This window comes from Actinomycetota bacterium, from assembly GCA_030776625.1.
Taxonomy (GTDB): Bacteria; Actinomycetota; CADDZG01; order CADDZG01; family WHSQ01; genus MB1-2.
In genome coordinates this window covers 127,495-148,443 of sequence record JALYHL010000005.1, presented here as the reverse complement: position 1 = coordinate 148,443, position 20,949 = coordinate 127,495, and the positions used below count along the sequence as shown (strand labels likewise).

Genomic DNA, 20,949 nt, shown 5'->3' with positions numbered 1-20,949 from the left:
CCGAGTCTATGAAGGTGGTCGTCCGGGAACGAGAAGGCATGCCTTGTCCACCACCTCGAAGGTGGCGGGGGTCTTGAGGCCGATCAACTCACCGTCGACGTTCAGCTCGATCTGGGGGTCGGCGTCGATCCTGATCTTGCCGCCGCTGTCTGTCACGACACCTTCGAGCTCGCGGTGATCGCCGAGCTTCAGCTTCGCCGCCAGCTTCGCCAGCGCGACGGGTCCCTCGGCGCCCAATGCGCAGGCCTCCAGCCTCCCGTCACCAGGATCGGCGTCCGGCCACACCGCGATGCCACCGCCACACGTCTTCCCGTTTCCGACGCCGGCCGCTACGCAGTCGGGGACGCTCTCCCCGTTCAGCCGTACCGTCGAACGTTCGAGATCCGCCAGCGCCTTCACGCCGCCCCAGATGAACGCGGCCGCGCCCAGCTTCTCCTTCTCACCCTCGTCCAGCGCTTCGTTCACCTGCACCGGAAAACCTCCCATGCAGGCGTTCACGAAGAACCTCTCGGCCCCGACGCCGCTGGCGACGGAAACGTCCAGCGGCCGCTCCCTTCCCTGGGCGAACCCCCGCGCCACCACCACCGGATCGTCTCCCAGCTCCAGCGTCCGCGCGAGATCGTTGCCCGTGCCCATCGGGATCAACGCGAACCTCAGGTCATCCAGGTGTCGCTGCAGCGCGTTGATCGTGCAGTTGAAGGTGCCATCCCCGCCCGCAGCAACGACCAGGTCCCGCCCCACCGCAGCCGCCTGCACCTCTCGATCGAAGTTCTCGAGCGACGACGGCTCAACCGTGACCACGTCCCCCAACACTTCGAGAGCGCCGACGATCTCATCCCGGTCGTGCTTGGCCGCCCCGCCCGAAGCGAGGTTCGTTATCAGCAGGACCCTCATCCAACGTGCGCGCGGCGAAGGTGCTCGACGATGTGCGGCACGACGTCGACCGTCGACGGGTGCAGGGGCGGGTCGCCGAGAGTAGACAGGAACGGGATCATCGAGTCCTGCACGTGCAGTGAGGCATGGTCGCCGCCACCACGGTGATCCCCGCCCGCGAGGTCTTTTGTCTCCCACGTGAGCGAGTTGGTGAAGACGAGGTCGCCCATCCGATCGAGGTCGATCGCACACTTGATGCGCCAGAAGGCAAGCGGGTACTCCGGAGTGCGGATCATGTTCTCTTCGACGACACCCCCGACGGCATCGAGGTCTCCAGAGAAGGACCATTTGTTATCCCGCTCGTCCACCACCGCGCCGGCGCCCTCGCCCGTCCAGAACCGCACGGTGCCCCTCTCGCTCGCGACGACGTAGGTGTCGTCCTCGCGCCACATCACCTGGTCGATCCCGCGGGTCGAAGCGAGGGTCTCGACGACCGCGGGACGCAGCGTCTCGCGGCGAGCTTCGTTGAGGTACACGAACCCGATGCGGCCGTTGCCTGCAGCGGCCAGGTCGTTGCCCTTGAACTTCTCTTTGCCCCGCCCCGGCGAAACCCGCTTGAAGTCGGACAACACCTCGTTCAGATCGAGAATGTGATCGGGATCGTCGCTGATCGGGCTCTGCGCGTGGTCGGCCGTAACGACGAAGCCCACCTCTTCGACCGCTTGGTCCCACGAGTCGAAGGCGTCCAGGACATATGCGATGTGCTCGTCCGCGGCGGCGAGGTTGTCGACCTGCGAATCCGGCCCCTCCTCGTGGGACGCGTGGTCGTTCTCGTGCAGGTAGAAGAGGATCATCTCGGCCGCGTTCCTCTCCAGCAGCTCCCGGGTGACGCAGGCGGCCCACGCGTCGGTGGCCTTGATCCTCTTCTTGAGGCCCCGCACCGACATCAACTTCGAACAAGCCTCGGATGGACCGGTGATCGCGTCGGCGAAGTAGTGCTCCTTCGGTCCGGGGGCCTGCTCCGGGAGCTTCTTTCGGAACATCGCCTTCGCCAGCAGGTTCGGTTCGACGTCGTGCATGTACGGCCCTCGGAAGAGCATGAAGTTGATGGAGGCCGTCGTGAGCCCGAGCTTGTCGAGCTGCTCGTGGATCGTCTCGACGTCCGGGCTCAGGTGTCTGGAGTTGAGGTTCAGCATCACGTCCCGCACGACCTGTGACAGGCCCTCCACGATCGCCGCACGCGGGCTCTGGCCGTAGTTGACGAACCGCTGCGCGTCGCGGTCGTACCAGCACATCCCCGGGATCCCGTGCGCCGCAGGCGTCGCGCCGGTGATCAAAGAGGCGGTGGCGGCCGGAGTGATCGTGGGGAAGACCGCCACAGAGTCACGGACGTAGCTACCGTGAGATTTAAGGAACGCGAAGGCCGGGGCCCGCCCGGAGGCCGTCGCCTGCTCGAACGCTTCGGTGCCCATGCCGTCGACGATGATGTAGACGACCCGGCGCGGTGGCTTCACGGATGCACCTTTCCCACCACGCGGTGCAGCTAACCCCTCACAGCGTGCTACGTGCGGCGCTTAGAACGACGCTATGACGGGGTCTCCCGTGGGTTGCCGGGAACCGCCAGGAGGCTCGATGGTGACGGCAACGGCGTCGAACCCGTTGAAAGACCGATCGAGCTCCATCGTCACCACCCCATCGGTGGCGTCGAACGTCGCCGCGCCGGTTGGCCGGCCGTCGTTCATGTACCAGAGCTGGTAGACGTGCGAGCCGGGGGCCTCCGGTAGACCGGAGACAGCCAAAACGGCTCCGTCGCTCGTCGGAGCAAAGCGCCCGAGCGTGCCGCCCTGGCCCCTCAGCTCCAAGATCTCCTCACTTTGCACGATCTGGGCGAGCACGTGTTCCGAGCGGGCGAGGTCGGTCCGGGCGTCCATATATCCGGCCCCCACCACTGCCAGAGCGATCACCGCGGCCGCTCCGGCCGCGAGCGGCGCTAAACGGGAACGCAGGGTGGCACGCCAGCCCGTCGTCGCCGGCGCTGTCGAGCGTTCCTCGGCAGGAGACAACTGAGACATCACCCGATCGGCGAACCCCGGCGGGAGAGCCGCCGGCTCGACCGCCAGTGCCAAAGAGTCCATGGCTCCCGCGTAGTCGTCGGCCTCGGCCATGCACTCGTCGCAGGTCAGGATGTGAGCGCGCACCACCCGGACCTCGTCCGGCGGCACGGCTCCGAGGACGTACGCGGCAACGAGACCCTTCAGATCCTCGTGTGAACGCTGTGTCATCCCGCTTCTCCCGTGTCCATCAACTGTCTAAGCTTCGTCAACCCGTCACGGAGCCGCGTCTTCGCGGTCCCCTCCGGGATATCCAGCTCTTCGGCCACCTCCCGGTAAGTGCGGCCGCCAAAGTAAGCCAGAACCAGCGCTTCTCGCTGAACGCTGCTGAGAGTGCTCAACGCCACTCGAACGTTGTCTCTCTCTAGTAGTTCTTCGTGCGGAGAGACCTCTCCGGATGCCGTCTGGAGCTCACTCGCGATGGATTCTTTGGTCCGCCGTAGCGACTCCTCCTTGCGGACGAGATCGATCGCCTTGTTCCGGGTGACGCCGAGCAGAAAGGCTTGAAGGCTGCCTCGAGCCGGATCGTAGGCGCCGGGTCGCCTCCACAGAGCGAGGAAGGCGTCCTGGGCCACCTCCTCCGCCAGCCCGCTATCGACCAGGACCCGTCGCGCCATCCCGTAGACGACCCCGCCGTACGTGCCCATCAGCTCCCGCAGCGCCGACTGGTCGCGATTCATCAGGCGGTCGGCGAATGCCACGTCCTCCGAGCGAGTCATCTGAGGGACATCGTAGCCAGCACGCATGTATACGGATTCGCCTCGAAGCTGCACCCCGGATTGCAGCAGCTACCCTTCCTGGGTGCAGGAACTGCTGGAGAGAAGGCTTCGTCCCTTCGCGACCGTCGCGGTCTTGCTCGCCATCGTCTGCCTCGCCATGGTCCGGCTACCGGAGTCGTTCCTATCGCTGTTGCAGCGCCGGTCTCCCTTCACCTTGGCGCAGATCGGCTGGGCCTACCGGCTGCTGGCGGTCGCGGCCGTGGCCCAGGCTCTCTATGGCGGGTTCGTTCTGTTGCGTCCCGACCACGTCGAGAGCGCGCGGCGGAGAGACCCGAAGCTGGCGGCGCTGCCTCGCTCGAAGCTGATCGCTACCGTTGCGCGCACCGCTGCCTCGATGACGGCATTCACGCTGATCTACGGCCTCGCCGCGTTCGGGATCAGCGGCCAGCGAGGAGGATTCTGGCTCTTTCCGGGACTCGCGCTGGCGCAGGGCGCCTGGTACTACCGGCAGGTGGGTCAGGTCGCAACGTGGGCGGGGTTCCAACCCGAGAGCGCGAGCGAGGAGGTCAAGGAGCGGGCGGCGTGGCGGCGAGAGCCACCCGATTACTGCCCGCCGTTGGCCCGCGGCCTCGTGCCCGCCGGGCGAGCGGCCCCCGACCGCTGAGCGTTGGATGGCATCGGCGGCTTTGCGCGCTCGAGCCCTGACAGCACCGCCGTCGTCTCGCTCGCCCGCTCGCTGACCTTCGCGGAGCTGGACGAGCGTCACAGGAGGTTGACGGGGGCGTTGCACGATGGCGGCCTGCAAGAGGGCGACCGGATCGCGGTTCTCTCCGGCAACTCCGTGGGATCGCTCGAGACGACGACGGGCGCGTTGAGGGCCGGGATCATCCCGGTCCCGATCAACCCCCTCCTGACCGAGAGAGAGACCGCGTACGTACTCGAGGACTCGGGAGCGGCCTGGCTCTTCACGGACCGGGTGGTGGACACCCAACCCGGTCTGGACCGGATCGTCACCTTCGGTGATGCATACGAGCGCTGCCTCGCGGAGGCCGAACCGGCGGATCTCAGTGACCACGTCCGCGGCCGCCCGATGCATTACACCTCCGGGACGACCGGCGTGCCGAAGGGGGTGTGGGTGCGACCTGCCGCTCCCCGACGCGCGGCGCAGATCTCGCGCGACTTCATCCGGGTGTGGGGGTTGAGCGGAGACGACATCCATCTCGTGTGCTCGCCCCTGTCGCATTCGGCCCCCCATCGCTATGCGACTCGAACCTTGGAGGCTGGTGGGACCGTGGCTATGCAGAGCCGCTTCGACGCGGCCGAGACGCTGGCCGCGATCGATCTCTTCAACGCGACCACGACGTTCATGGTGCCGACACACCTGGAGCGGATCTTCGCTTTGGGCGAGCGCGCGCTGAACCGCCACGATCTGAGCTCGATGCGGCTCCTCGTCCATGCGGGCGCGCCGATCCGGGCGGAGACGAAACGACGCGCGATCGAGGTGTTCGGCGACGACGCGGTGTGGGAGTTCTACGGCTCCACCGAAGGTCAAGCGACGCGCATCTCGGCCGCCGAATGGCAGCGGAAGCCGGGAAGCGTGGGGCGGCCGCGGCCGGGGGCCGAGATCTTGATCCTGGACGAGAACCGCAACCCTCTCGCTGCCCGAGAGGTCGGCTACGTGTGGGTGAAGGACCCGCGGATGGAGCGCTTCCAGTACTGGGGTGACCGAGCCAAGACGAAGCGCGCCTGGAGCGCGGGAGCGTTCACGGTCGGTGACCTGGGATATCTGGACGAAGACGGCTACCTCTTCCTAACGGGCCGCGCCGACGACACGATCATCACGGGTGGCGTGAACGTCTACCCACAAGAGGTGGAGGGAGTGCTCATGGAGCACCCCGCGGTCGGGGAGGCCGTCGTGTACGGGGTGCCGAGCGACGAATGGGGTCAGGAGGTGCACGCGGCCGTGGTCCCGCGCGCGGGCAGCGAGCCCGATCCAAGAGCGCTGATCGAGTGGACCCGCGACCGTCTCGCTGGCTACAAGCGCCCGCGGCATCTCGAGATCGTCGCGGAGCTGTGTCGTACCGGGACAGGCAAGGTGAAGAGGCAGAGGCCGGAGGCGGGCTGAGCGCTAAGTAGTCTCCCCGCGTGGACAACCTGACCGTGGAGGCGACGGATTACCACACCGTCGGCGAGCCCTTCCGCATCATCACCTCGCAGGTTCGGCTCGAGGGCGGCGGGATCCTGGACAAGCGCGCCTTCGCGATGGCCGAGCTGGACGACATCCGGCGCCTGGTCATCAACGAGCCACGTGGTCACGCCGACATGTACGGCTGCTTCGTCACCGAACCCGAAGACGAGCGCGGCGATCTGGGCGTCGTGTTCTTCCACAACGAGGGCTACAGCACGGCCTGTGGACACGGAACCATCGCCCTCGTGACGTGGGCGCTGGAGGCGGGCGTGCTTCCCGCGACAGAGCCCGAGACCGAGGTCGTGGTCGACGTTCCCTCGGGACGCCTCCCGACCGTCGCGCGGGTAGAGCAAGGAAACGTCCGCTGGGTCCGGTTCCGCAACGTCCCGTCGTTCGTCCATTCGACCGGCTTGCAGGTCGAGACCGCGGCCGGCTCGCTAACGGCCGACCTCTCCTTCGGCGGCGCCTTCTACGCGTCCGTCGACGTGAGCAACGTTGGTCTCACGGTCGAGCCGAAGAACCTCACCGACCTGATCGCGCTCGGGCGCGAGGTGAAGCAGGCGGTGATGCGCGACCACGACGTGGTTCATCCGGAGGAGCCGCGGCTGAGAGATGTCTACGGCACGATCTTCTTCGAGCGCCTGCCGGATGTGGACGACATGCTGTGCCAGCGCAACGTGACGATCTTCGCGGACGGCGAGGTCGACCGTTCCCCCTGCGGCAGCGGGACATCCGCGCGCCTCGCGCTCCTGGATGCGAGCGGCGAGCTGAAACGCGGTCGGCGCCTGCTGCACCGCGGCATCGTCGGAGGAGAGTTCGTCGCCTGGGTGGATGACGATGCCCACGTCGCGGACACCGCCGGCGTGATCACCGAGGTCCAGGGAAGCGCCTACCTCACCGGATACCACCGGTTCGTGCTGGAGCCGGACGACCCCATGGGCACCGGTTTCTTGCTGCGGTAGTGGACCTGCGGATCATCGGGGGGGACGAGCTGGCGCGCCTCCTGCCGATGCGCGATGCCATCGCGGCCCTCGATCGGGCCTTCGCCGCCCCGACCGCGCTTCCGGACCGCTCTCACCTGGACGTCGGCGGCGGAGACCTTCTCGTGATGCCGGCGTGGTCCGACCGGACCGCGGGCGTGAAGCTCGTGACGGTGGCTCCGGACAACCCGGAGCGAGGTCTCCCCCTGATCCACGGCGTCTACGTCTTGTTCGAAAAACCGGGGCTGAAGCCGGTGGCGCTGTTCGACGCGGCGCCGCTCACAGCATTGAGGACGGCCGCGGTATCCGGCGTCGCAACCACCTATCTCGCTTCGGCGGCGGCGTCACGCCTGGTGCTGTTCGGGGCGGGGGTGCAGGCGAACGCGCATCTCCTCGCTATGGCGGCGGTGCTGCCGCTCCAGAGCGTGATCGTCGTCTCCCGTACGCCCGCCCGCGCGGAGGACCTCGTCCTCCGGGCGCGTCGCCTAGGGCTCGCCGCGCGCGTGGGCGAGCCCGCCGACGTCGCTCGAGCAGACATCATCTGCACCTGCACGACGAGCGCCGAACCGTTGTTCGACGGGAGCTTGGTCCGCGATGGAGCGCACGTGAACGCGGTGGGTTCGTACACACCGGCGGCCCGCGAGCTCGATGACCGGCTGATAACGCGCGCGAATATCTTCGTTGACGTGGAGACGGCGCTGCAGGCGTCGGGAGATCTCATGATGCCGGTACGAGATGGCGTGCTCGAACCGGCCCGAGTGCATCTGCTCAGCCAGGCGGTCACCGGGTGGGCCGGGCGCGATTCCGCCGAGGAGATAACGCTGTTCAAATCTGTGGGAGCGGCCTTTGAGGACCTGGCGGTGGCCGAAGCGGCGGCCCCTCACCTGGCGGGTTAGCCGCGGCGGGCGTCGAGCTCAGCGCACTTCGTCCTGATCGCCTCCGCCGCCTCGGTTAGCTGCGCGATCTCGTCGGCGTTCAGCTCGAGCTCCACGATCTCCCTCACCCCGCCCTTGCCAAGCCGTCCCGGAACTCCGAGGTAGACGTCCGAGATCCCGTACTGACCGGTGATCCACGCGGACATCGGGAGTACGTCGCCCGCATCGTCCGCCAGGATCGCGGAAACCATCGCGGCAGACGATGCTGCGGGAGCGTAGAAGGCGCTCCCCTTCTTCAGGTAGCCAACGATCTCGGCCCCCGCGTCCCGCGTCCGCTGGAACAGCTGCTGCAGATCTTCCTCACCCACCAGCTCCGGCAGAGGTTTGCCCCCCACGGTCGCATGGCGGGGCAGGGCGACCATCTGGTCGCCGTGCGACCCCAGCGTCATCGCGTCGACAGACGTGGGCGGGACGTTCAGCTTCTCCGCGATGAAGAAGCGCAGTCGCGCGGAGTCGAGCACCCCCGCCATGCCGATCACGCGCTCCTTCGGGAACCCCGAAACCACCGACGCGAGGTACGTCATCTCGTCGAGAGGGTTCGAGACGACGATCAGGACCGCATCGGGCGAATGCTCGGCTATCTGCCGCGTCACACCTGCGACGATCTCCGAGTTGACGTCGAGCAGGTCCATCCGGCTCATCCCCGGCGTGCGAGGGCGGCCTGCCGTGATCACCACCACCTCGGATCCCGCCGTGTCCGCGTAGTCGTTCGTGCCCCGGACGCGCGTCTCGAACCCGACGACCGCGGCGGAGTGATTGATGTCCAGCGCGAGGCCCTGCGGGAGGCCTTCGACGATGTCGATCATCACGACCTCGTCCGCGAGGTTGCTCTCGGCGACGCGCCGGGCGGCGTTCGATCCCACATTGCCCGCTCCGACGACGGTGACCCTGGTCATCGTTCCCTCCGTTTCAGATGTCGAAGAACTACGTCCACACGCTGTTGCGTTGGAAGAAAAGGTGCTAGAGCGTGTCGGCTTCCATCTTCTCGATGATGGCGTCGGCAACCTCGGACGTCCCCACCGCGGTGGGATCGTCGCGATGAGGCTTCATGTCGTAGGTGACGTGCCTGCCCTCGGAGATGACGGCCCCGATCGCCTTCTCGAGCCGATCGGCTGCGCCGACCTCGCCCAGGTGGCGGAGCATCAAGACGCCCGACAGCATCATCGCCATCGGGTTCACCTTGTTCTGGCCGGCGTACTTGGGGGCCGAGCCGTGCGTCGGCTCGAACACTGCAGCTTCGTCACCGATGTTGCCACCGGGAGCAACACCGAGGCCCCCGATCAGCCCCGCCCCGAGGTCCGAGACGATGTCGCCGTAGAGGTTGGGTAGGACGAGCACGTCGTACAGCTCGGGCTTCTGTACGAGTTGCATGCACATGTTGTCGACGATGCGGTCCTCGAACTCGACACCGGAGTCCTTGTACTCCTCGGCGACCTGACGGGCGGTGTGCAGGAACAGCCCGTCGGAGAACTTCATGATGTTGGCCTTGTGTACGGCGGTGACCTTCTTGCGCCCGTTCTTGATCGCGTAGTCGAACGCCGCCCGCACGATCCGCTGCGTGCCCCACACCGAGATGGGCTTGATCGAGATGCCCGAGTCCTCCCTTATCCGCCGCGCGCCGAGGTCCGCGATGAAGTCGATCAGCTTCCTTGCCTCCGGAGAGCCCTGCTCGAACTCGATCCCCGCGTACAGGTCCTCGTGGTTCTCGCGGACCACGACGAGGTCGATGTTCTCGTAGCGCGACCGCACCCCGGGGTACGACTTGCACGGCCTGAGACACATGTACAGGTCGAGCTCCTTGCGCAGCGCCACGTTCACACTGCGGAACCCACCACCGACGGGAGTGGTGATCGGGCCTTTGATCGCGATCTTGTTCTGGCGGATGGACTCCAGGACGTGGTCGGGCAACGGGGTGCCGTACTCCTCCATCACGTCGGTTCCCGCGTGCCGGACGTCCCAGTCGAAGCCGACGCCGGTGCCCTCGAGCACCCGCCGCGTCGCTTCCGCGATCTCGGGTCCGGTGCCGTCGCCGGGGATAAGGGTGACGCGGTGAACGGTCTGTGACATCTAGGAAAACTCCTCGCGCTAAGGGGGATGAACACGCAAAAGGCGCCTTTAGGCTACCTGATAGCCTTGTTCGCTGACCGAGACAAGAGCCCACGGGCGCGGGACGGAAAGGCAATAGCCACGTATGGCGGCACCCGGAAAAGGCCTAGAAGGTGTGGTCGCGGCCGAGACGGCCATCAGCGATATCGATGGGAAAGAGGGCGTCCTCTCCTACGTCGGCTACGACATCCATGACCTCGCGCCCAACGCCACGTTCGAGGAGACCTGCTACCTGCTACACAACCTCGAGCTGCCGAACGAGCAACAGCTGGAGGAGATCAAGGAGCAATTAGGGCGCGAGCGCGAGCCCAACGACTTCGTGATGGACCTCATGCCGCAGTTGTCGCAGAACACCGCTCCGATGTCGATGCTGCGGACGGCCTGCTCGGCCTCGTCGGCCAAGGACCCAGATGGGTGGGACACATCCGAGGCCGCCAACTACCGCAAGGCGATGCGCCTGATCGCGGTCTTCCCGACTCTCGTCGCCTACTACGACCGGCTGCGCAAGGAGCAGCCGCTCGTGCGGCCCGATTCCGGCCTCTCTTTGGCAGCGAACTTCCTCTACATGCTGAAGGGAGAGAAAGCCGACGACGAAGAGGCTCGCATCTTCGACATCTGCCTGACGCTGCATGCCGACCACACGATGAACGCTTCGACCTTCGCCGCACGCGTCTGCGCGGCCACTCTTTCGGACATCCACTCCGCCGTCACCGCCGGGATCGCTGCCCTCAAGGGTCCGCTTCACGGAGGTGCGAACGAGCAAGTGATGCGCATGATCAAAGAGATCAAGGAGCCGTCGAAGGCGCGCGACTACATCATCGACCGGCTGCGGAACAAGCAGAAGGTGATGGGGTTCGGGCACCGCGTCTACAAGACCGAGGACCCGCGCGCGACGCACCTCCGCCGGATGGCGAAGGAGCTTGCGGAGAAGTCCGGAGACGGCAACAACTACGAGATCAGCCAAGAGATCGAGAAAGCCGTGATGGACGAGAAGGGGATCTACCCGAACGTCGACTTCTACGCAGCGTCCGTGTACGGCTATCTCAAGATCCCGACCGACCTCTTCACGCCGGTGTTCGCGTGCAGCCGCGTCTCCGGATGGACCGCGCACGTGCGTGAGCAGTACGCGGATAACCGGCTGATCCGTCCCGACCACGCGTACGTGGGCCCCGAACGGAGAAGCTGGAGACCCCTCTCCCAGCGCTAGCTAGACGGTCGCTCCGAGGCCCGGCGCGCCAGCGCGACCGTGTTCTTCAATAGCATCGCTATCGTCATCGGGCCGACGCCTCCGGGGACCGGAGTGATCGCGGACGCGATCTCGACCGCGGCTTCGAAGTCGACATCGCCGACCAAACCGTCGTCCGTTCGGTTGATACCTACGTCGATCACGGCCGCGCCGGGTTTGATCATCGGGCCGGTGATGGCTTTAGCGCGGCCGATAGCGGCTACGAGGATGTCGGCGCGTGTCGTGTGCGCCTCGAGGTCCCTCGTCCCGGTGTGACAGACGGTCACGGTCGCGTTCGCGCCGGGACCCTTCTGTACCATCAGCGCGGCGAGCGGCTTGCCGACGATGTTCGAGCGCCCGACGACGACGACCTCGGCGCCAGACGTCTCCACGTTCGTTCGCAACAGCAACTCTTGGATCCCCGCAGGGGTCGCAGGGGCGACGACACGGTCACCGCTCAGCAACCGGCCGAGGTTGTAAGGGTGGAAACCATCCGCATCTTTGGCCGGGTCCACGCGGTCCAGGACCAACTGCTCGTCCACATGCTGTGGAAGAGGCAACTGGACCAGGATCCCGTGCACCTGCGGATCAGCGTTCAGTCGATCGAGCAGGTCCAGCAGATCCGACTGCGGAGTGCTCGCGGAAAGGTCGTGGTCCCACGCCTTGATCCCGGCCTCAGCACAAGCCTTGCGCTTGGATCTGACGTAGACGTGGGAAGCCGGATCGTCACCGACAAGAACGGTAGCGAGTCCCGGCGTCACCCCACCGGCGGCGACCGCGGCCACCTCTTCGGCAACCTCCTCGCGCACCTGCTTCGCGATCGCCTTGCCGTCGATGATCTCTGCCGCCATCGCTCCCCCTCTTGCTAGGCCGGCAGCATCCTACTTACGCACGCCGATGCGCCACCCCTACCATCGAGAAGTGAAGCGCGGCCAGGCGTGTAAGACACCGAGCGGCACGGCTCGATGGCCGAGGCCGTCCTCGTGGAAGAGCTGGCGTGAACGACGAACTAGCGGCGGGAGCGAACGGTGACGAGCCCGGAAGCAGCTTCGGTGTGATCGTCGTCCTGCTGCGCCCAGAAGCTCCTGAAGGTGGCGCTCCGGAAGCTCGCCCGTAACGCTGTCACAGCCTGGCAGTCAGCATCGAGCTCCGCCTCCGCGATGGTGGCCATCTCACCGTTGACCCTGCGCTGCAGCGCGATCGTTGTTCCTTGATGCCCCTCGCAATCGTCGAGGGTCATCACCGCACGGAAGCGGGCTCCCCGGCGCGGGCGAGTGGATGAAACAGCCAGTCGCGCGCCTGGGTCCTCCGAATCAGCGGATGCCGTCGGAGAAGGCTCGGGCTCCGGTGGGGGGATCGGATCGGGCTGCCGTGCAGGAGCGACCGCGTCGCCAAAGACGATGTACCGGTTCACTCGAGAGCCGATATTCCAATGACTATCGAGCCACTCTCCTGCCTCCGGCTTCGCGTCGAAATACGTGTCGTACCCGCAGTCGTAAAGCATCGACGTGGGACAGGCCCTAGAGGTGCTGGGGTAGCACATCACATCCAGCTGCTCGGTGCAGTGGTTCGTCCCGTCGTGATTCGGAGCACCGGCTTGCACAGCACCCTGGTTGTGCCCGTTCTCGTGCATCGCGGTGCGACTGAACCAACAACTTTCGTACGTAACCGCGTACCCCCCGGAGTTGTTGCGGTTGTCTGCGCTCGGACGTGAATCCCTCCATAGCTCGGCGATTCCGCAGATGCCCGGAAACTCGCCGTCGTAGAAGATCGAATAATCCACGTCCGGATCGCTGAATCCAGCGTCACGAGCGGCAGCGACTACGGTTGTGAAGTACGGAATGAGGGTTGGGTTGACGAAGCTATCGACGCGGATCTCGCCGTTGGCGTCGCAGGCCACCCGGTAGTCCGCAGTCACTCCCCCGGATTCCATGGCCGCCGCATTCAGCAGGGCGTTCATCTGACGGATATGCGTGCGGATCTGCTCTTTGACGTCCTCCACCCGGTTGCGGGAGATGACGTCAGGGTGCCCGTAGAGCACGTGCTGGACGTTGCCCGTCGCACAGATGGGAGGTCGCTCGGCCGCCCCGGGCGCTAAGGGGTTCACCAGCGCCTCCTCTCGCAGGAGGTCGCCCCCGTGCGTCGTCATGGTGTACCCGTCCCCAAGCGTCACCTGGTACAGCCCGTTCGGCAACAGCTGGGCTCCGTCTCCCAACACGGCCTCGGAACCAGGGAGATGAGCCCGAGCCTCCCGGGTCAGCGGGTCGATCAGGAGCAAAGCGACGCAGAGGACAAGGAGCAGCCGCAACAGGTGGTGCTTCCGTACCGGCATCGGGTGGACCCCCCACAGAAGTCAGATCCCTCTATAGAGGGCGCTCGCCCGCAGGTTCGCCTCCGGCTCGCCGGTACCTGCTCCGTCCTGAAAAAGCGCTCCCTCAGTGGCGGAAGTGGTGGCGTCCCGTGATCCTAGGCGGGAGCGGGTGCAACCTTTCTGCGACTCGGGATCGGGATCGTCGCGAGGTAGAGGACCGCCACCAGCAGAACGAGCCAGCGGTAGCCCACAGCGAGGGCCGAGTACTCGAGCACGCCGCCGACCATGGCACCCACGAGGTTCGCTCCGAAAGCGGCCGTCGGCGAGAAGGCTCTCTTGAAGCGGTCGGCGAAGATCAGGTTCGCGAGCGTGATGGGTGCGAAGTTCACCGCGACCGCAGCCACTGCCCGGAGCACGACGGGCATGTCCAGGAGGACATCCGGGGGAACGACCGCCGTGGCCAGGAGGCTCAGGAACAGGGCGGGGTACAGCCACCGCTTCGTCTCCCCCGTCGCCCGGCGCGACACCTCGATAGCGACCAAGATCGACAACAGCACTCCCGCAAAGACGATCGTGTTGACGAACCAGGTGGTGCCGAACAACAGCGCGAACTGAACGACGCTCTTCGTTTCGAGCAACAAGAAAGCCGCTCCCATGAAGAAGAGGTCCCGGTACTCGAGCACGTGCGAGGCAGAACCCCCTTGTGAACGGACTGCAGCGAAGCTCGCGATCAAGATCAAAGCGAGAGCCAACAGGTGATCCGAAGGGACGCCCGCCTCGCGCAGGTAGACGAACGGCCGGTCGTCGGAGACGGGAACCGGCACCGGCCGCGTCACCGGCACCCATGTGGCGGGACAGCGCAACGCCGCGCCCTCGGTGGCCATGAGCAGGGCCAACTTGTTCTCGTCCCCCACGGCATCCACGCAGGGTGGGTGGCCGAACACCTCCGACAGCGTGACTGCCAGCCGATCGATGAGCCAGTCCTCACGGTAGTAGTTGTACATACCGAAAGCGCCGTCCGGTTGAAGGTGCGAGCGCGCAGCTCGCATCGCCTCTCGGGTGAAGAGGTAACTCTCTAGCCTCAGAGCAGATTGGCCTTGGATCAACAACAGCGAGTCGGGGAGCGAGAAAAGGATGAGGTCGTAACGCTCCGTCGACTGGGTCAGGAACGCGCGTCCGTCTTGGATATGTACATCCACACGAGGATCGGCGTATGGCCGGTCCGGATGGAGCTCTTCGCCGATCTCGAACAAGCGACGGTCGATCTCGACCGCGTCGACCTTGAGTGCGCCGTGTGCGAGAGCGATCGCGACGTCGGTTCCGGTCCCGGCGCCGATGATCAAGACCTTCCGTGGGGGCGCGACCAGCCGCTCGTACGGCAGGAAGTAGATCGGCTCCTGCTGCCGTCGCGCCTCGATCGACTGGATCCTCTGGTGCGGGATGCCATTCACCGACACTTCGATGTTCGCGCCCTCTCCCTGCGCGAGGGAAACCTTGTAGTACGACGACCAGCTCAGCGCGGGTATGAGTGACTCCAACAACAACATCAGCACCACGGTGTACAACAGGACCGGTTGGATCAGGGGCGCCGGTCGCAAGACGAGGAACAAACCCGCGCCAACGACGACACCCCACACGACCGGAGGCGCGTGCAGAAGGGACAACGTCCCGAACGCCGCTACACCCGCCAAGCTACCGATGATGTCGATGCGATACGCGTCCAGGTTCGGCAAAGAGGCGAAGGCGCGCGACGCGCCATCAGCCAGCATCGCCATCAGGCTCGAAACCGCTAGGAAGATCGCCGGCAGCATGACCCAGATCGGAACGGCACCTTCGTTCTCTCCGCCGAAATAGAGAAGGTCTGTCCCCGACCTATCCACCTGAACCGGGAACACGAGGATCGCGGCTACCAGAGCAGCGAGAACGACGGGGGCAAACGGAAGCAGCTCGCGCCTGTCGTTGCTGCGCAAGAATCCGAGTCCGATACCGAGGAAGCTCCCCAGCAAGACGAAGTTCGAGAAGTACGACAGGTAGACGATGTTCGACCCCGTCCAGCGGATCAGAGCCAGCTCCAAGAACAGGATCAAGAAGCTAAGGATCGCCAGCCGGAGTCTGGCGTCTGCCAGGGCGTAACCTCGCCCACTTGTCTCTGGCATTGCTGCCAGACTAGTGGCGGAAGTGGCGGCGGCCCGTAAAGACCATCGAGATGCCGTGCTCGTCGGCGGCTGCGATGACCTCCTCATCTCGCACGGAGCCCCCTGGCTGGATCACCGCGGTTGCGCCCGCCGCCACGGCGGCATCAAGGCCGTCTCTAAACGGGAAGAAGGCGTCCGACGCGCACGCGGTACCTACGGCCCTCGTCCCCGCCCGGCGCGCCGCGAGCTCCGTCGACTCGACGCGGCTCATCTGCCCGGCTCCCACCCCAACCGCGACGCCATCCTTCGCCAGCACGATCGCGTTCGATTTCACGTGCTTCGCCACCACCCAAGCGAAGCGCAGATCGCGCCACTGTTCCTGCGTCGGCTGGACCTTCGTCTTCACCTCGGCCTCCGGCGCGACGTCTTTCAGGTCGGGGGTCTGAACCAACAAGCCGCCCGCCACACGTCTGACGTCGAGCTCGTTCCGTCCACGTTGTGACGTACGGAGGATGCGCAGGTTCTTCTTCTGTGTGAGGACGTCGAGCGCAGCGGGCTCGAAATCCGGCGCGATCACCACCTCGGTGAATATCTCGGCAATCGCCGCTGCGGTCGCTTCGTCGCAAGCCCGGTTCAGCGCGACGATCCCGCCGAAAGCCGAGGTCCGATCGCAGTCGAGCGCAAGCGCGTAAGCCTGTGCCAGAGACGCCGCGACCGCGACCCCACACGGGTTCGAGTGCTTGATGATCGCTGCCCCCGCCTCGTCGAGGTCGAGCGCGAGCCTCCACGCCGCGTCCGTATCCAGCAGGTTGTTGTACGAGAGCTCCTTGCCGTGGAGCTGCTCTGCAGCCGCCACGCCGCCGGCCGACGTCCTGTAGAAGGCCGCCTCCTGATGCGGGTTCTCGCCGTACCTCAGGTCCGCTACCTTGTGACCGGCAAGCAGCAACTTCTGCGGGAAGTCTGCCGCCCGCGCGAAGTAGCTCGCTATCGCGGCGTCGTAGCCTGCGGTGTGCGCGAAGGCCTCCCCCGCGAGCGAGCGGCGGGTCTCCTCCGAGATGCCACCGTTGGCCTGCAGCTCTTTCAATACCTGGTCGTAGCGCGCAGGGTCGACGACCACCGCGACCGAATGGAAGTTCTTCGCCGCGGCCCTCACCATCGCGGGACCTCCGATGTCGATCTGCTCCACCGCCTCGTCCTCCGACACGCTGGGGTGGCCGACCGTCCGCTCGAACGGGTACAGGTTGCACACGACGAGGTCGATCGGCGCGATCCCCTCGCGTTCTAACTCCTCCAGGTGCTCCGGCTTCCGGCGGTCCGCAAGGATCCCTCCGTGGATCTTCGGGTGGAGCGTCTTGACGCGTCCGCCCAGGATCTCGGGTGCGCCCGTCACGTCCGACACCTTCGCAACCGGCACACCTGCCTCGGCGAGCGCAGTCGCGGTGCCGCCCGAAGACACGATCTCTATGCCGGACTCGATAAGACCGCGCGCGAGCTCGACGATCCCGGTCTTGTCCGACACGCTCAGCAGCGCGCGATTCACTCGCACCGGCACTCCCTCCACTCAATCACCAACCCGCACCTGGGTCCCCTCGACCGACACCTTGCCCTCCAGGATCAACCGGCACGCCTCGGGGAGGAGCCGGTGCTCCACCTGTTTGATCCGCTCGTGTAGCGACTCCACCGTGTCTCCAGCCTCCACCGCCACGGCCTCTTGCAACAGGATCGGACCATGGTCGACGAGATGGTCGACGAAGTGCACGGTGCTCCCGGTGACCTTCACGCCGTGAGCCAGCGCGTCGCGGACCCCGTGCGCTCCGGCGAAAGCCGGCAGCAGTGCCGGGTGCAGGTTGATGACCTTGTTGGGAAACGCGTCGACGAACACCGGCGCCAGGATCCGCATGAAGCCCGCCGACACGACCAGATCGGGGTCGTAGCTCCGGACGACGTCCCGGAGGGCCGTGCTCCACTTCTCCCGCTCGTCGAACGAAGAGAAGTCGATCAGGTGGGTTTCGATGCCGCGTTCCTGTGCCGCCCGCAGCCCGCGGCACTCCCGATCCGCGACGACCGCCTCGACGTGTCCCGGGACCTGACGTCGCTCGCAAGCTTCGACCAGCGCCTCCATGTTCGAGCCCGAGCCCGAGATCAGGACGACGATCCGCCCGCTCATCGCCTAGGAAGCCAGTTTCTCGGCCAGCAGCTTCAGGGCCTTCGGGTATCGGTAGGTGATCCCGCCGTGCCCGCCGTCGAAGAACTCGAAGGTGTGCTCGACGCCCGCTTTGGTCAGCTCGTCCGAAAACGCCTGGGCGGCGAGGTCGAGATGTGGCTCGTCTCGGTTGCCCGCGTCCAGGTAGACGACCCTCATGCTCTTCAGCGCGTCGGCGTGCTTCGGCGCCATGCGGACGGGGTCCCAGTCCAGCCACCGCGTCCACACCGACGGCACGATACGGCCGGTGTCGGTCTCGAAGGGCAGCAGCGCCTTCCCCGGCTGCGATTCGTCCGGCGAATAGCAGGCGGCGTACGCGTAGATCTCGAGGGCTTGGCCGTAGCGCTCGTAGTCGAAGCGTGCTCCCTCCGCAACGTTCGCGCGGAAACGCTCGAAGAAGATGTCGTAGGACCCCTCGAAGTAGTCGCGCAACCCGCGCACGACCGTGCGGAACTCAGGCAGATAGCAGACCTCGAACAATGCGTCACCTGCGTGCGAGGCGAAGGCGCCGAAGACATCGGGCCGCAGCATCGGCACGACCATCGCGCCGTAACCGCCACTGGACTTGCCCGTCAGAGCGCGGCGGTCCCGGTCCGCCGCCGTCGAGTAGCGGTCATCGACGAAGGGAACGATCTCGTCGCAGAGGTAGTCCATGTAGCGCCCCGTCGACGAAGAGTTGATGAACTGAGAGCCTCCGTAAGAGGTCCACGCATCCACGAACACGACGATCGCCCGGCGCGTGCCGACGCCGGAGAAGAGGTCGTCGACCCGCTCGATCATGTTCGGCTCGAACGCGCTACGGCCCAACCACATGTCGAGTTGTCCGGTGAACCCTTGGATGACATAGATGACGGGATAGCGCCTGCTGCTCTCGCCGTAGCCGGGGGGGAGATACACGTAGAGCGGCCGCCGCGACGAGTCCCCCAGCGGGTTATCCGCAAGCAGGTCGGATTCAACGACGAGTTGCTCCAGACGCCCCGTGAGCGGACGCTGCCACGGAGGCCCCGCGAGGTCCTCGACCTCTTTCAAGCTCATCCCTTGGCGCGCAGCCCCGCCACTAGCTCGGCCACCTGAGTCGGGTTCCTGGCCACCGGGAACCCCGCCTCCTCGAAAGCGTCGGCCTTGGCCTGCCAGGTCCCTTTCGACCCCGACACGATGGCGCCGGCGTGTCCCATCCGCTTCCCCGGTGGCGCCTCCCGCCCGGCGAAGAAGGCCACGATCGGTTTCGTCATGTTCGCCTTCGCCCACGCCGCCGCGCGCTCCTCGGCGTCCCCGCCGATCTCGCCGACGAGCACGACCATCTCCGTCTCCGGATCGGACTCGAACTTCGAGAGGACGTCGATGAAGTCCGAGCCGGGGACTGGGTCGCCGCCGATCCCGACGCAGGTGGACTGCCCGATCCCGAGCTGGGTCAGCTCGTGGACGATCTGGTAGACGAGGGTCCCCGAACGAGAGACGAGCCCGACGGGGCCCGCAGAGCAGATCTCACCGGGGATGATCCCGACGTTCGCCTTCCCGGGCGAGATGACGCCGGGGCAGTTCGGGCCGATGAGCGACACGCCGTTGCCGCGCCCGCGGACGTAGCCCACCACGCGCGCCATGTCCAGGGCGGGTACGTGCTCGGTGATGGCGACGATCGTCTGGATGCCGGCGTCGTACGCCTCCAGGATCGCGTCGGCAGCGAAACGAGCCGGCACGAAGACCATCGATGTGTTCGCGCCCGTCTTCTCCACCGCCTCTTGGACGGTATGGAACACCGGCGTGCCGTTGTGTTCCGTTCCGCCCTTGCCCGGCGTGACTCCCGCGACCAGCTGCGTCCCGTATTCCTTGTTGCGGCCGGCATGGAAGGAGCCCTCGCTGCCGGTGAGTCCCTGCACCACCAACTTGGTGTTGTCGTCGACCAGGATCGCCATCTAACTCGCGCCTCTATCTGCCAGCTCGACCGCCTTCTCCGCGGCCCCCAACATCGTCTCCGCCGTGACCAGCATCGGGTGCGGTGCATCGGCCAGCATCTTCCGTCCTTGCTCTGCGTTGGTGCCGTCCAGCCGCACCACGATCGGGACCCTCACGTCGAGCCGTCCGAGGGCGTCGATGATCCCCTCGGCCACCAGATCGCAGCGCGTGATCCCACCGAAGATGTTGATGAAGATGCTCTTCACCTCGGGGTTCTCGGTGATGATCTGCAGAGAGTTCGACAGCACCTCCGCGTTCGCGCCGCCACCGACGTCGAGGAAGTTCGCGGCCGACCCACCGGCGTCCTTCACCACGTCGAGCGTCGACATGACGAGCCCCGCGCCGTTGCCGATGATGCCGACGTCGCCGGAGAGCTTGATGAGGTTCAGGCCCAGCTCCTTCGCCTTGCGCTCTTGCTCGGGAACCTCGTGCGCGGCCTTCAGCTCCTCGAAGAAGGGATGGCGGAAGGCGGCGGAGTCGTCGAGGATCACCTTCGCATCGAGCGCCATGACCTTGCCGTCACCGGTGAGGACGAGCGGGTTGATCTCGATCTGCGAGGCGTCGAGCTCGACGAACGCCCGGTAGAGCTTCGGAAGGATCGAGAGCGAGCCTTTGCGGGCGTCGGCATCGATGTTCCCGCCGAAGACCAGCTCGCGCCCGTGGAAGTCCGACATACCCAACAGCGGGTCGATGGTCACCTTCGCGATCGCGTCGGGGCGGGTGCGGTTGACCTCCTCGATGTCCATGCCGCCCTCGGAGCTCATGATCGCCAGGTAGTTGCGCGACGTTCTGTCGAGGATGAACGAGCAGTAGTACTCCGCCTTCAGCTCGCCCGCCCGTTCGACCAGGACCCGCCGCGTCCGCTCGGCCTGTCGTTGCTTCTGCTCCCACAGCGCTGCTTGCTCGGCGGATAGCGATCCCGCGTCCGCCGCTTGTTTCAGCTTGAAACCCTCCTGGTCATAGAAGTCGATCGCGAAGATCTCCTCGGCTGCAGCCCGCGCTTCGTCAGGTGAAGAGGCGAGCTTGACCCCTCCCTGCTTGCCGCGGCCCCCGACGGAGACCTGCGCCTTCACGACGACGCGGTTGCCGAGGAACCTCGTCGCCTCGGCCGCCTCGTCCGGTGTCGACGCAACGCGCCCCTCGGGAACGGGGATCTCGAACTTGCGCAGCAGCTCCTTGCCCTGGTATTCGAAGAGGTCCAAGCGCGGCT

Annotated in this window: 19 protein-coding genes; 5 read left to right on the top strand and 14 right to left on the bottom strand. The window is 66.1% G+C overall.

The window, feature by feature from the left end:
• Positions 1-6: 6 nt before the first annotated feature.
• From M3N53_09825 to M3N53_09810, 4 genes are read right to left on the bottom strand one after another with little or no spacing between them, the layout of a single operon-like run.
• Positions 7-894: a hypothetical protein gene (locus tag M3N53_09825; protein MDP9068622.1), complete on the bottom strand. Its 888-nt coding sequence runs from the start codon at positions 892-894 to the stop codon at positions 7-9.
• Positions 891-2,387 (bottom strand): alkaline phosphatase family protein, encoded by a 1,497-nt coding sequence (locus M3N53_09820; protein ID MDP9068621.1) that lies wholly within the window; start codon positions 2,385-2,387, stop codon positions 891-893. The genes M3N53_09825 and M3N53_09820 overlap by 4 nt, the downstream gene beginning before the upstream one ends.
• A 60-nt stretch (positions 2,388-2,447) precedes the next feature.
• Entirely contained in the window at positions 2,448-3,155 is a 708-nt protein-coding gene (locus tag M3N53_09815) for an anti-sigma factor (protein ID MDP9068620.1), read from the bottom strand.
• Positions 3,152-3,703: a sigma-70 family RNA polymerase sigma factor gene (locus tag M3N53_09810; protein ID MDP9068619.1), complete on the bottom strand. Its 552-nt coding sequence runs from the start codon at positions 3,701-3,703 to the stop codon at positions 3,152-3,154. Before M3N53_09810 ends, M3N53_09815 begins: the two co-directional genes overlap by 4 nt.
• 82 nt (positions 3,704-3,785) lie before the next feature.
• On the opposite strand from M3N53_09810, the gene M3N53_09805 reads away from it, so the two are divergent.
• From M3N53_09805 to M3N53_09790, 4 genes are read left to right on the top strand one after another with little or no spacing between them, the layout of a single operon-like run.
• On the top strand, positions 3,786-4,367 hold the full coding sequence (locus tag M3N53_09805) for a hypothetical protein (protein MDP9068618.1): 582 nt from the start codon (positions 3,786-3,788) through the stop codon (positions 4,365-4,367).
• A 3-nt stretch (positions 4,368-4,370) separates the two neighbouring features.
• Positions 4,371-5,828 carry an AMP-binding protein gene (locus tag M3N53_09800; GenBank protein ID MDP9068617.1) on the top strand — a complete coding sequence of 486 codons (1,458 nt, stop codon included), beginning with the start codon at positions 4,371-4,373 and terminating at the stop codon, positions 5,826-5,828.
• Between the two features lie 20 nt (positions 5,829-5,848).
• Positions 5,849-6,853 carry a proline racemase family protein gene (locus M3N53_09795; GenBank protein ID MDP9068616.1) on the top strand — a complete coding sequence of 335 codons (1,005 nt, stop codon included), beginning with the start codon at positions 5,849-5,851 and terminating at the stop codon, positions 6,851-6,853.
• Positions 6,853-7,767, top strand: a complete 915-nt coding sequence (locus M3N53_09790; GenBank protein ID MDP9068615.1) for an ornithine cyclodeaminase family protein — start codon at positions 6,853-6,855, stop codon at positions 7,765-7,767. Before M3N53_09795 ends, M3N53_09790 begins: the two co-directional genes overlap by 1 nt.
• On the opposite strand, the gene mdh is transcribed toward M3N53_09790, so the two are convergent.
• On the bottom strand, positions 7,764-8,702 hold the full coding sequence (mdh, locus tag M3N53_09785) for a malate dehydrogenase (GenBank protein ID MDP9068614.1): 939 nt from the start codon (positions 8,700-8,702) through the stop codon (positions 7,764-7,766). The genes M3N53_09790 and mdh overlap by 4 nt on opposite strands.
• A 64-nt stretch (positions 8,703-8,766) precedes the next feature.
• Positions 8,767-9,873, bottom strand: coding sequence for an isocitrate/isopropylmalate dehydrogenase family protein (locus tag M3N53_09780; GenBank protein MDP9068613.1), 1,107 nt, complete (start codon positions 9,871-9,873; stop codon positions 8,767-8,769).
• A gap of 124 nt (positions 9,874-9,997) precedes the next feature.
• Between M3N53_09780 and M3N53_09775 the strand changes: the two genes are divergently transcribed.
• Positions 9,998-11,119 (top strand): citrate synthase, encoded by a 1,122-nt coding sequence (locus M3N53_09775; GenBank protein MDP9068612.1) that lies wholly within the window; start codon positions 9,998-10,000, stop codon positions 11,117-11,119.
• Here M3N53_09775 and folD read toward each other — a convergent pair.
• From folD to sucC, 8 genes are all read right to left on the bottom strand, one after another.
• Positions 11,116-11,988, bottom strand: a complete 873-nt coding sequence (gene folD, locus M3N53_09770) for a bifunctional methylenetetrahydrofolate dehydrogenase/methenyltetrahydrofolate cyclohydrolase FolD (protein ID MDP9068611.1) — start codon at positions 11,986-11,988, stop codon at positions 11,116-11,118. The genes M3N53_09775 and folD overlap by 4 nt on opposite strands.
• A 158-nt stretch (positions 11,989-12,146) precedes the next feature.
• Complete coding sequence (locus M3N53_09765; protein MDP9068610.1) at positions 12,147-13,469, bottom strand: hypothetical protein; 1,323 nt, start codon at positions 13,467-13,469, stop codon at positions 12,147-12,149.
• 134 nt (positions 13,470-13,603) lie between these two features.
• Positions 13,604-15,604 carry a spermidine synthase gene (locus tag M3N53_09760; GenBank protein ID MDP9068609.1) on the bottom strand — a complete coding sequence of 667 codons (2,001 nt, stop codon included), beginning with the start codon at positions 15,602-15,604 and terminating at the stop codon, positions 13,604-13,606.
• A 10-nt stretch (positions 15,605-15,614) separates the two neighbouring features.
• The gene (purH, locus tag M3N53_09755) at positions 15,615-17,129 is read right to left on the bottom strand and encodes a bifunctional phosphoribosylaminoimidazolecarboxamide formyltransferase/IMP cyclohydrolase (protein MDP9068608.1); all 1,515 of its coding nucleotides are present in this window, start codon (positions 17,127-17,129) and stop codon (positions 15,615-15,617) included.
• A gap of 15 nt (positions 17,130-17,144) precedes the next feature.
• Positions 17,145-17,750, bottom strand: coding sequence for a phosphoribosylglycinamide formyltransferase (gene purN, locus M3N53_09750; protein ID MDP9068607.1), 606 nt, complete (start codon positions 17,748-17,750; stop codon positions 17,145-17,147).
• 3 nt (positions 17,751-17,753) lie between these two features.
• Positions 17,754-18,815 carry an alpha/beta hydrolase-fold protein gene (locus M3N53_09745; protein MDP9068606.1) on the bottom strand — a complete coding sequence of 354 codons (1,062 nt, stop codon included), beginning with the start codon at positions 18,813-18,815 and terminating at the stop codon, positions 17,754-17,756.
• 2 nt (positions 18,816-18,817) lie between these two features.
• Positions 18,818-19,699 (bottom strand): succinate--CoA ligase subunit alpha, encoded by an 882-nt coding sequence (gene sucD, locus M3N53_09740; protein MDP9068605.1) that lies wholly within the window; start codon positions 19,697-19,699, stop codon positions 18,818-18,820.
• Positions 19,700-20,941 (bottom strand): ADP-forming succinate--CoA ligase subunit beta, encoded by a 1,242-nt coding sequence (gene sucC / locus M3N53_09735; protein ID MDP9068604.1) that lies wholly within the window; start codon positions 20,939-20,941, stop codon positions 19,700-19,702.
• Positions 20,942-20,949 lie beyond the last annotated feature (8 nt).

Coding starts and splice junctions, on each gene's coding strand:
- M3N53_09825 (MDP9068622.1), bottom strand. CDS start 894: ATGAGGGTCCTGCTGATAACGAACCTCGCTTCGGGCGGGGCGGCCAAG.
- M3N53_09815 (MDP9068620.1), bottom strand. CDS start 3,155: ATGACACAGCGTTCACACGAGGATCTGAAGGGTCTCGTTGCCGCGTAC.
- M3N53_09810 (MDP9068619.1), bottom strand. CDS start 3,703: ATGACTCGCTCGGAGGACGTGGCATTCGCCGACCGCCTGATGAATCGC.
- mdh (MDP9068614.1), bottom strand. CDS start 8,702: ATGACCAGGGTCACCGTCGTCGGAGCGGGCAATGTGGGATCGAACGCC.
- M3N53_09780 (MDP9068613.1), bottom strand. CDS start 9,873: ATGTCACAGACCGTTCACCGCGTCACCCTTATCCCCGGCGACGGCACC.
- M3N53_09775 (MDP9068612.1), top strand. CDS start 9,998: ATGGCGGCACCCGGAAAAGGCCTAGAAGGTGTGGTCGCGGCCGAGACG.
- folD (MDP9068611.1), bottom strand. CDS start 11,988: ATGGCGGCAGAGATCATCGACGGCAAGGCGATCGCGAAGCAGGTGCGC.
- M3N53_09765 (MDP9068610.1), bottom strand. CDS start 13,469: ATGCCGGTACGGAAGCACCACCTGTTGCGGCTGCTCCTTGTCCTCTGC.
- M3N53_09760 (MDP9068609.1), bottom strand. CDS start 15,604: ATGCCAGAGACAAGTGGGCGAGGTTACGCCCTGGCAGACGCCAGACTC.
- purN (MDP9068607.1), bottom strand. CDS start 17,750: ATGAGCGGGCGGATCGTCGTCCTGATCTCGGGCTCGGGCTCGAACATG.
- sucD (MDP9068605.1), bottom strand. CDS start 19,699: ATGGCGATCCTGGTCGACGACAACACCAAGTTGGTGGTGCAGGGACTC.